Here is a 727-nt window from a genome sequence, read left to right as displayed (position 1 = left end):
TCGGGGACGCGTGGCGTGACCTGCGCCGCAAGCCGCTGTTCTGGATCTCGGCGACGTTCATCGTGATCTTCCTGGTGATGGCCGCGTTCCCGTCGCTGTTCACCTCCGGCGACCCGGTCAACGGCGCGCTGTCGCGCAGCCGGGTGGAGCCGTCGGCGGACGGCTGGTTCGGCTACGACGTGCAGGGGCGCGACGTCTACGCCCGGGTCATCTACGGCGCCCGCGCGTCGATCGTGGTGGCCGTGCTGTCGGTGCTGGGCACGCTGCTGATCGGCGGCACCATGGGGATCATCGCCGGCTACCGCGGTGGCTGGGTGGACGGCCTGCTGTCCCGGATCGCCGACGTCTTCTTCGGCCTGCCGTTCATCCTCGGCGCCATCGTCATCCTGACCACCTTCAACAGTTCGGGCACCGACAACAGCACCCCGGAGATCATGGGCCTGGTGATCCTCTCCCTGACGGTGCTGAGCTGGCCGGTGGTGATGCGGCTGATGCGCTCCTCGGTGCTGGCCACCAAGGAGGCGGACTACATCGTCGCGGCCCGGGCGTTGGGTGCCGGCACCGGGCGGATCATCCTCAAGCACCTGCTGCCGAACTGCCTGGCGCCGCTGCTGGTGTACGGCACGATCATGGTCGGCTCGTTCATCGGCGCCGAGGCCACGCTGTCCTTCCTGGGCGTCGGCCTGAAGACCCCGGTGGTGTCCTGGGGCATCATGATCAGCGAGGC

At 68.8% G+C, this 727-nt stretch carries 1 protein-coding gene; it reads left to right on the top strand.

Going from position 1 to position 727, the window contains the following annotated elements; translation table 11 throughout:
- The coding region (locus AC1WTP_RS34445; protein WP_481653382.1) for an ABC transporter permease at positions 1-727 on the top strand (727 nt) is incomplete at both ends.

It is taken from the genome of Micromonospora sp. R311 (assembly GCF_056780015.1).
The sequence above is the reverse complement of the archived record's forward strand: the minus strand, read 5'-3'. Positions and strand labels throughout refer to the sequence as shown.